At 64.4% G+C, this 9359-nt stretch carries 9 protein-coding genes; 3 read left to right on the forward strand and 6 right to left on the reverse strand.

Annotation, left to right across the window (positions count from 1 at the left end):
- The first annotated feature begins 7 nt into the window (after nucleotides 1-7).
- On the forward strand, nucleotides 8-1240 hold the full coding sequence (locus C446_RS02815) for a LolA family protein (protein ID WP_006671543.1): 1233 nt from the start codon (nucleotides 8-10) through the stop codon (nucleotides 1238-1240).
- Between the two features lie 32 nt (nucleotides 1241-1272).
- Here C446_RS02815 and C446_RS02820 read toward each other — a convergent pair whose 3' ends face one another.
- The 3 genes from C446_RS02820 to C446_RS02830 form a co-directional block, all read right to left on the reverse strand.
- A complete protein-coding gene (locus C446_RS02820) occupies nucleotides 1273-2577 on the reverse strand; it encodes a zinc ribbon domain-containing protein (RefSeq protein WP_006671544.1) in 1305 nt (434 codons plus the stop codon).
- A 207-nt stretch (nucleotides 2578-2784) separates the two neighbouring features.
- Nucleotides 2785-3720, reverse strand: coding sequence for a thiamine pyrophosphate-dependent enzyme (locus tag C446_RS02825; protein ID WP_006671545.1), 936 nt, complete (start codon nucleotides 3718-3720; stop codon nucleotides 2785-2787).
- Nucleotides 3721-3722: 2 nt separating this feature from the next.
- Nucleotides 3723-5627 (reverse strand): 2-oxoacid:acceptor oxidoreductase subunit alpha, encoded by a 1905-nt coding sequence (locus tag C446_RS02830; protein WP_006671546.1) that lies wholly within the window; start codon nucleotides 5625-5627, stop codon nucleotides 3723-3725.
- A 268-nt stretch (nucleotides 5628-5895) separates the two neighbouring features.
- On the opposite strand from C446_RS02830, the gene C446_RS02835 reads away from it, so the two are divergent.
- Both C446_RS02835 and C446_RS02840 read left to right on the forward strand, forming a co-directional pair.
- Nucleotides 5896-6648, forward strand: coding sequence for an OsmC family protein (locus tag C446_RS02835; protein ID WP_006671547.1), 753 nt, complete (start codon nucleotides 5896-5898; stop codon nucleotides 6646-6648).
- A 76-nt stretch (nucleotides 6649-6724) separates the two neighbouring features.
- Nucleotides 6725-7162: a VanZ family protein gene (locus tag C446_RS02840; RefSeq protein ID WP_083861050.1), complete on the forward strand. Its 438-nt coding sequence runs from the start codon at nucleotides 6725-6727 to the stop codon at nucleotides 7160-7162.
- Between the two features lie 22 nt (nucleotides 7163-7184).
- On the opposite strand, the gene C446_RS02845 is transcribed toward C446_RS02840, so the two are convergent.
- The 3 genes from C446_RS02845 to aroC form a co-directional block, all read right to left on the reverse strand.
- Nucleotides 7185-7379, reverse strand: a complete 195-nt coding sequence (locus tag C446_RS02845; protein ID WP_169331357.1) for a hypothetical protein — start codon at nucleotides 7377-7379, stop codon at nucleotides 7185-7187.
- A 56-nt stretch (nucleotides 7380-7435) separates the two neighbouring features.
- On the reverse strand, nucleotides 7436-8212 hold the full coding sequence (locus C446_RS02850) for a PHP domain-containing protein (RefSeq protein ID WP_006671550.1): 777 nt from the start codon (nucleotides 8210-8212) through the stop codon (nucleotides 7436-7438).
- Between the two features lie 110 nt (nucleotides 8213-8322).
- A partial coding sequence (gene aroC, locus C446_RS02855) for a chorismate synthase (RefSeq protein ID WP_006671551.1) occupies nucleotides 8323-9359 on the reverse strand: 1037 nt, incomplete at its 5' end.

Raw genomic sequence — 9359 nt, forward strand, 5'->3', positions numbered from 1 at the left:
GGCACACATGTCCCCGACCTTCGATCGGAGACGACTCGCCCTCCCACTTCTCGTCCTCGTACTCGCGGTGCTTGTTGCCGGCTGCGTTGCGATCCCGACCGCGGACGAGCCCCGCGAGTTAGCGGATCGTCTCGCCGACGTCGAACCGCCCGACGAGATCGATGCGACCCTCGAGGTGCGCCACGAGATCGACGGCGAGACGACGACCTCCGTCGAGGACGTGCAGTTCCGCACCGACGGCGCGCTCCGGATCGAGCCGGGTGGTGACGACGCTCGACCGCTCGTGGTCAGCGACGGCCAACAGCGATGGCAGTACGACCACGAAACCAACGCCGTCCACCGAATGGAGCTCGATCCCGACGCACCGTCGTTCCTCGACGGGGTGTACGCCCAGCAGGAAGAGTACGTCGACCGATACGAACTCGAGGAGTTCGAGGAGACGACCATCGAGGGTCGGGACGCGTACCGCGTGGCGTTCGACCCGCCCGCCGACGAACCGATCGACCGCTCGGTGAGCGTGCTGATCGGCGAGACGGAGTACGTGATCCCGATCGAACGAGACGGCGATAGCGAAGACGAACTCACGGCCGGCGACCGAACCGCCGAGACCGTCGAGGTCTGGGTCGACGAGCAGCACCTGTTCCCAATCAAACACCGCGTCGCGGGAGACGGGGTCGCCCTCGAGACGACCTACAGTGACCTCGAGTTCGAGCCGGGGATTCCTGACGACCGGTTCGCGTTCGAGCCGCCGAGTGAGGAGCCGAACGGAACGGAGGGAGGCGACGGTGACGGGGAGAGCGAGGGTGGAGACGAAGACGTCATCGACGTCTCCTTCCCGTCGATCACCTACCACGAGACGATCGACGAGGCCGACGACGCCGTCCCGTTCCCGATCGCAGAACCCCCAGCCGAGACGTTGCCAGAGACCGTAGCGCTCGATACAGTCAGGACCGACGAGTACCCCGACGAGAACCGGGAGCATGCACAGCTGGCGTATCGTGGGAACGGAACGACCGTCCTGGTAACGACGAGCGACGGGCCGGGCTTGCTCCTGGCCGACGGCGACGACGTACAGGTCGGAGACACCGAAGGAACGATCGCCGATACCCCCGAAGGAACGGAACTCGATTGGCGCTGTGAGGACGGTGAAACGGAACTGTACCACTCGGTTTTCGTCGGCGACGAGGTCGACGACCACCGAGCCCTCGCACTCGAGATCGGTGAGGAAATCGGCTGCTGACGACGACTTTCGGAACCGCTCGAGTCGCCGTGTTAGCTGCGTTCGTCCGTCAGCGCGTCGTCTCCGGTCCCGGGCGTGGACGCTCCGGAACCGGTGGTATCGTCTATATCGCTGTTGCTGTCTTCGTCTCCACTTGCGTCGTCGCCATCACGCTCGACGGTATCGGCCAGTTCCGCGTCGATCGACTCGGTATCGCCGACCTCGAGATCGGGTCCGAGGTCGGCGTCACCACTCCCCGCAAAGAGATCACGCCGGGCACACGCCGGACAGTAGTAGTTGTACCCCAGCTCGTGGGTCCGGATCGGGAACCCAGCCAGGACCGTCTCGTCGCGTCGGCGTCGGACCACGCCGCCGTCGAACGGGTCGTTACAGACGACACACCGCTCGTCCGTCGTTTCTCCCGGATGGACGACGCGGTGGTCCACGGTTCGTGTCCGCCCGACGCTCCCGATCCCGCGTCGACGCTCGAGCCGCCGGCGGAACGCGGGAGCAACGTAGAGCCCGCTCGCGGCGAACGCGAGTCCGAAGAGGGCCGTGCCGATCGATCCGGCACCACCGACCGCCGAGAGGAGGAGTATAGAGCCGATCAGTAGGAAAGTCGCGGTAACGATGTACGCGGATGCCGTCGCCAGCGCTTCGAAGTTGGGTGTGGCCGGATCGGTTCCGGTACCGGTCCCGAGATCGCTCGCGGTCGACTCCCGTTCCCGCTGGCGCTCCGGACCGACTCGATCGTCGACAGAGAGGTGTCGCCGTTCGGCCAATTCGGAGTAGTGGTACCAGCCGTAGAGGAGGTTTCCGATCCCGCCAGTCAGGAAGAGCAACACGATGTGGACGGCGATCGACCCCATGTCGCGGTCCACGAGGACGACGCGATCGTCGTAATCGTGCTCGAGTTCCCAGCCGGCATCGAGGTGGCGCTGGACGCGTCGACGGAATGCTCGGCGAGCGTGTGGGTCCACGTTCTGGTCCGATGGCCCGTCGCTCGGAGGTGACTGCGACTGCGACTGTGGCTGTGGCTGTGGCTGTGACCGTGATCGCTCTGCTCCCCGCTCATCTGCCTTCGATCCGATCGACCTCGACGACCGTCCGCTCCCGGATCGCCGCGTCGGTTCTGAACCCGTCGCCGGCTCCGTGCTGTCGGTCCGGGCAGTCCCGCAGTTCGCACAGAACTCGTCACTACGGTCGAACCGCTCCCCGCAGTCCGGACAGTACGTCGGCAGGCTCGAGTCCTCGAGTTCGACGCCACAGTGGAGACAGAAGTTCGCATCGGGCGGGGCGTCCGCTCCGCAGTCCGGACAGTCCCGCGTCCCCGATGGAGATGATGGTTCGGAGGGCACACCGGAACCGTCGTTGTGCTATCAGTTAGTAGTATACGTCTTCGGGGCAGGTGGGGAGTCGAGTAGGGAGGGTGCTCGATCTACAACCCGCGACCCGTGACCTACGACTCGCGACCCATGACTCGACGACTTGACGACGAAGAACGGGAAACGACGAAAGTTATCGGTTGGCGCGAATCGAACGGGGAGTTCGCGTCGGGACCGGCCCTACTTGTGACGGTCGAGCAGGTCGTAGCTACGCTCCCACTCGGCGTCGTCGTCGAAGTACCGCTCGGCGAGGGGCTCGTCGGGGAGTTCGCCGACTGCCTGCTTCTCCTCGGTGTAGGACGGGCGGTCCTCGTCGACGTAGTACCGGCCGGTGAGGACGGTCCCCTCGTTGAGGACGTTCTCCGTCTCGCGCATCATCTCGGCGGCTTCCTGCCGGTTCGTGTGGTCGAACTCGTAATCGTCGGAGTCCTGGACGTCGACATAGGGGACGTACTGGCGCGCGTCCTTGTTCCAGGTCGGACACTGGGTCAGGAAGTCGACGTGGGCGAAGCCGTCGTGTTCGATCGCTTCCGCGATGATCTCCTTTGCCTGGTTGGGGTTGACCGCGGCCGTGCGGGCGATGTAGCTCGCGCCAGCGTTGAGCGACATCGAGAGCGGCCGCAGCGGCGTCTTCGCACTGCCCGAGGGCTGAGTCTTGGACTTGTGGCCCTTCGGGCTGGTCGGCGAGGTCTGGCCTTTCGTCAGGCCGAAAATCTCGTTGTTGAAGACGATGTACGTGATGTCGTGGTTCTCGCGGGCAGAGTGGATGAAGTGGTTGCCACCGATTCCGTACCCGTCGCCGTCACCGCCGGCGGCGATGACCTCGAGGTCCGGGTTGGCCAGTTTGGCTGCGCGGGCGACCGGCAGCGCACGACCGTGGATCGTGTGGAACCCGTACGTATCCAGGTAGCTGTTCAGCTTGCCGGAACAGCCGATCCCGGTGACGGTCAGTACCTCTTCGGGGGTACGGCCGACTTCCGGGAGCGCCTGCTTCAGCGATTTGAGGACGCTGAAGTCGCCACAGCCCGGACACCAGGTCGGCTGCGGTTCGACACCGGGCGTAAACTCGTCCCGGTCGATCTCTCGTTCCTCTCCGATGGCGTTGAATGCACTCATAATTAATCACCTGCAGCAGGTTCGATTCGTACCTGTGCGGTCGGTTCGCGGTCTTCGTCGGCGAGGTTGACCTCGTAGCCCTCCACGATTTCGGCGGGCTCGAAGGGGTTGCCGTTGTACTTGAGCAGGCTGGTCAGCTTCTCGCCGAAGCGGCCGAGTTCCTTCTGGACGAGACCACGGAACTGAGCGGTGGCGTTCATCTCGACGACCAGCGCCTCGTCGACGCTCTCGAGGAACTCCGTCATCTCGGCCTCGGGGAACGGCATCATATCGGAGACGCTGATCCCCTTGACGCTGTGGCCCTGCTCGTTCAGCCGCTCGATCGCTTCGGCGACGGCACCCTGACTCGAGCCCCAGGTGACGATACCGTACTCGGCCTCCTCGGGCCCGAAGTACGTCTGTGTCGACTCGCGTTCCTCGTCGAGTTCCTCGCGGATGGACTCGAGTTTCTCGAGGCGACGGTCCATCTGGTTGACGCGGTTGTCGGGGTCCTCGCTGATGTGGCCGACGGGGCTGTGCTCGTTGCCCGTCGCGAGGTATCGACCGCCTTTCTGACCGGGCAGCGAGCGTGGTGCGACGCCGTCCTCGGCGTCCTCGTAGTTGAACCGCTTGAACTTCCCGGAGTTGTCGTGGGCAGCTTCCTTGAGCTCTGCTTCGGTCAGCGTCGATCCCAGGTCCGGCGACGGTTCGCGGTCGAAGAACTCGACGTCGACGTTCTTGTTCTCGCCCCCGAGCTTCTGGTCGTAGATGAGCAGCGTGGGAATCTGGTAGTCCCACGCGATCTCGAAGGCCAGCCGGGTCTGTTCGTAGGCTTCCTCGATGTTACCCGGCGCGAAGACGACACGCTGGGAGTCGCCCTGGCTCGTATAGAGGACGTGCTCTAAGTCGCCCTGTTCGGGCTTGGTCGGCATCCCGGTCGAAGGACCGGCACGCATCGCTTCGATGAGGACGATCGGCGTTTCGGTCATCTCGGCGAGGCCGAGTGGCTCGGACATCAGGGCGAAGCCGCCACCCGACGAGCCGGACATCGCCTTGACGCCGGCGTGGCTCGCGCCAACCGCGAGTGCGGCCGCGGCGATCTCGTCTTCGACCTGCTCGGAGATGCCGCCCATATCGGGGAAGTTCTGGCTGAGGATGGTGAACACGTCCGTCCACGGCGTCATCGGATAGCCGGCGATGAACCGACAGCCGGCGTCGATGGCACCGTAGGCGATCGCGTTCGAGCCCGACAGCAGCGCCTGTTCGGTGTCGTGAGTACCCTCGGGCGCTCGGAGGTCGTGCTCGAACTCGTACTCGTCCTCGACGATCTCGTAAGCCTCGTGGAGAATGTCGAGGTTGGACTCGAGGATGTCCCCGCCCATGGCGTCGGACATCAGGTCCTCGATGTGCTCGAGGTCCATATCGAGCAAGGCGGCGGTGACGCCGACCCCGGCGGTGTTTCGCATGACCTCGCGGCCGTGTTCTTTCGCGAGGCCACGCAGGTCCATCGGGAAGACGTGCCAGTCGTTCTCTTCGGCACGTTCCTCCAGGTTCACCTCTTCGACGTCTTCGTCGCTGATCAGGCCCTCGTCGTAGACGATGATGCCCCCCTCTCGGAGTTCGTCCAGGTTCTCCGAGAGTGGCTTGAGTTCTTCGTTGCCGTAGTAGGCGTTCTCTTCGGGATTCCGGGCGAACGAGTCACCCAGTGCCAGGAGGAAGTTGTAGCCGTCTCCCCGCGACTGTACCTCGTGGTCTGCCGCCCGGATCTCGACGTAGGTGTGGCCGCCGCGGATGCGCGACGGATAGTGTCGGTGTGTGAATACGTCGAGCCCCGAACGCATCAACGCTTTCGCGAAGTTCTGGCTCGTCGAGTCGATCCCGTCTCCGGAACCGCCTGCGATTCGCCAGATGAGTTCGTCGTCGCTCATAGGTAAATCAGTGGCCGGTGGGCCAACCGTAGCTGAAGTTTTCCCTACTGAACCTAAAGCCTTTGCTATACATTACCAAGAATTTTTCGTGAAGAATGGGCAGCTGTTCAGAATAACGGATGAAAGATTATTAGTGTACCGACGACAGCCCGTGCCAATTTCCGTTCGTCGATGAACGAATCTGTTACTCGGACGCGCGTCTCGAAGCGGCCGTCGTCACACCGGATTCGACGACACCTTTTATCCCGCGTTCCCGGTATCCGATCGTATGGGGTATATCGTTCGGATGCCGACACTCGGACCCGAGATGGGGCGTGGCACCCTGCTCGAGTGGCACGTCGAGGACGGGACGCCCGTCGAGGAAGGGGAGGCCGTCGCGCAGGTCGCGTCCGAAAGCGGCGTCGGCGAGGTCGAAGCCAAGGAGGAGGGTGTCCTCCGTCGCACCTACCTCGAGGAAGGAAACACAGTGCTGTCCGGGACGCCGATCGGGCTCGTCGCGCCGGCCGACGCGGATATCGAAGACTTGGAGACGGTGGTCGAATACCTCGTGGACCGTCGGGAACTGCTGCCCGCGACAGTCGACGGCCGTACACGGGAGCAAGCGAGAGTAGAGACGGAGATGCCCGGACGCACCGTCACCGCGACGAACCCCAGTGGCATGCGTGGGCGGATCGACGCGGGCTCGTTCGGGTGGCAGTACGACGAACCCGAAGACAGCGGCGGCACCGAAACCGGCCCGACGCCGGTCGACGTCTTTCTCGGCGGGCTCGCTTCCTGTCTCTCACTGAGCACGCGCTACCAGGTCGAGAAACGCGACGCCGACGTCGGCGAGATTTCGGTGACGACCGATGCCAACCCTGAGCACGGCTCGGTGGAGTCGATCGAGGTGACGGTCCACCTCGCGTCCGACGAGAACGACGAGACTCTGGCACGGATCGTCGACCTCGCTGAACGGGGCTGTCACGTCTCGCAGTTGCTTCGGGACGACCTCGAGCTGGAGCTGTCGTGGAACCGCCGGTAGAGGGTCGGCTACTGTGTTCGACTCTCACAGCGAGACGGTAGCTTTATTCCTCCGGAAGATCGACCGGATTCGACGCATGCCGATTCCAGCGCCGCTGTTACCGCGACCAATCCGATGGGCGGGCGTGGTCGGCGTCGCTGCCATCATCTGCTACGGGTCGCTGGTCGCCGTTCCGGACACCGTCGTCGACGACGTTCAGCCGGACCTGATCGCGATACACCACTGGCGACATCTGGTCGCGTACTTCACTCTCGCCTGCAGCGTGGCGTACGCGACGGATCACTGGGAACTCCCCCGCTGGAAAGGAGTTCTCCTGACCGTCGGTATCGCGGCGAGCTACGGGATCGGGATCGAGTTCGGTCAGGCGCTTGTCCCCCATCGATCGGACTTTCTCCTGACCGACGTGACGATCAATGCCGTCGGAGCGAGCGGCGTAGTTCTCTGGTACGCCGTCCGGCCGTACGTACGGCTGCAACCGGTCTCCGCCTTCGTCGGGAACTCGAGTTCGGGATAGCGTGACCGAGACGTCGAGCATCTCACTCTCTCGAAGTCGGTGCTGCCGTTTCGGTTTCGCGTTCGCGTTCGGCCTGTGGTCTCTCTGGTGGGTTCCCGGGGGCAGTCGGTTCGATGCCGGTCCGCTCGAACGACATCGGCAACACCTGGCCGGGCGACCGCTCGTACCGGCGCAGCGCGTCGTCGAGATCGAGGAGGACGGCCTCGATTCGTATCACTCGTTCTTCGTTTCGGCCGGGGTAAAAAAGCTCGAGATCGACATCTCCGGCACTGCTCACTCGAGCGCCGGCGGATCGACCGGCTCGAGCCCCCAGTCGGCGAGGAAATCCTCGAGGAAGTCGGCCCGCTGGCCGATCTCGTCCGGTGCGTGTGAGTCGGTGCCAACGGTGACGGGAACGTCGTGTTCGCGCAGGGTCTCGAGAAACGTCTCGGTGGGGTGGACGATCTCCTCGTCTGTCAGTGCTCGGCCGGCGTTGATCTCGGGAATCGTCCGTGACGCCGCGAGCGCGTGGGCGACGCGTTCGTACTGTGTTTCGGTTGCACGGCCGCGGAGCGGCTTCGTTCGCTCGATCAGGTCGACGTGGGCGGCGACGTCGAACAGTTCCGACTCGATCAGGGCGACGAGCCGCTCGAAGTACTCCTCGACGATGCGGTCGCGTTCGGCCGCCGGGCGATCGGTGAACTGCGAGGAGACCTGCACGTTCGTCCCCGCGACCTCGTGGACGCTGCCGACGCTGTAGTCGAAGTCGGCCTCCGCGAGAAACTCGCGAATCTCGGCTTCGTCGCGCGGGTCGTAGTCCATCTCGACGGCGTCGTAGACGTCGATCGACGTTTCCGCTCGCACGTGCTCGATGGCCCGTCGTCGACGGTCGTACGTGATGTCCAGGTTGAACCCGTAGACGCTGCGAACCCACTCCATGCGATCCCGCGGCGCGACGTTGCAGTGGTCCGCGAACCCGACCCCCTCGAGTCCGGCGGCCTCGGCGGCCCGGACCATCCCCTCGAGGAACTCGCCGTCGGAGTAGTTGGAGTGGACGTGGAAGTCCTCCATACGTCGTCCACGTCGATCCGGGAGTTAGGCGTTGTGCCGGATTCGGAATGCGAGGCGACGGCTCCGAACGGACGACCGATCGTCGGATTCCGGGACGGGTATTCTCGATCTCACTCTCGATCTTCCCGTGGGTTGCTCGGGTGGTAGTCCGTATCGTACTCGCCGGGCTGATCGTCGAGACGGTCGGGGTTGATCCGGCCCGACAGCAGCATGAAGTCGACCAGTGTGAGTGCGAGCATCGCCTCGACGACGGGGACGCCGCGGGGCGGCAGGACGGGATCGTGGCGGCCGATGACCTGTTCCTCTTTTAGCTCGCCGGTTTCCCAGTCTGCGGTCTGTTGGCTCTTGGGAATCGACGTCGGCGCGTGGAGGGTGACCTCGCCGTAGATCGGTTCTCCGCTCGAGATACCGCCCTGGATGCCGCCGTGGTCGTTCTCGACGGGGGTCGGGTTCCCCTCTGAATCGAACTCCCAGTCGTCGTTGCGCTCGGAGCCCGTGTACTCGCGGGCCTCGCGTCCGAGGCCGAACTCGAAGGCCGTCGTCGCCGGTACCGACATCATCGCCTGCCCGAGTCGCGCCGAAAGGGAGTCGAACCGCGGCGCACCGAGCCCCGGCGGGACCCCCCGTGCTTCGAAGTAGATCGAGCCGCCGATCGAGTCTCCTTCCTGCTGGTACTCCTCGATGCGCGCTTGCATTCGTTCGGCGGTCTCGGGATGGGCACAGCGGACATCGTTCGTCTCGCTGTGTTCTTTGAGCTGCTCGAAGCTCACCTCCGGGGCCGCGATGTCGTCGATCTGGTTGACGTGGGCCTTGAGTTCGATCCCTTCGTGCTCGAGGAGCTGCTTCGCAATCGCGCCTGCAGCGACCCAGTTGACCGTCTCACGAGCCGACGAGCGGCCGCCGCCACCCCAGTTGCGCGTGCCGAACTTTGCCGAGTAGGTGAAATCGCCGTGGCTCGGTCGTGGCGCGGTGATGAACGGTTCGTACTTCTCCGAGCGAGCGTCCTTGTTCTGGATGACCATTCCGATCGGCGTCCCCGTGGTGTAGCCGTCCTGGATGCCCGATTTGATCGAGACGTCGTCGGGTTCGCCGCGGCTCGTGGTGATCATCGACTGCCCCGGTTTCCGGCGATCGAGGTCAGCCTGGA

The sequence above is a fragment of the Halobiforma nitratireducens JCM 10879 genome (assembly GCF_000337895.1).
Classification (GTDB): domain Archaea; phylum Halobacteriota; class Halobacteria; order Halobacteriales; family Natrialbaceae; genus Natronobacterium; species Natronobacterium nitratireducens.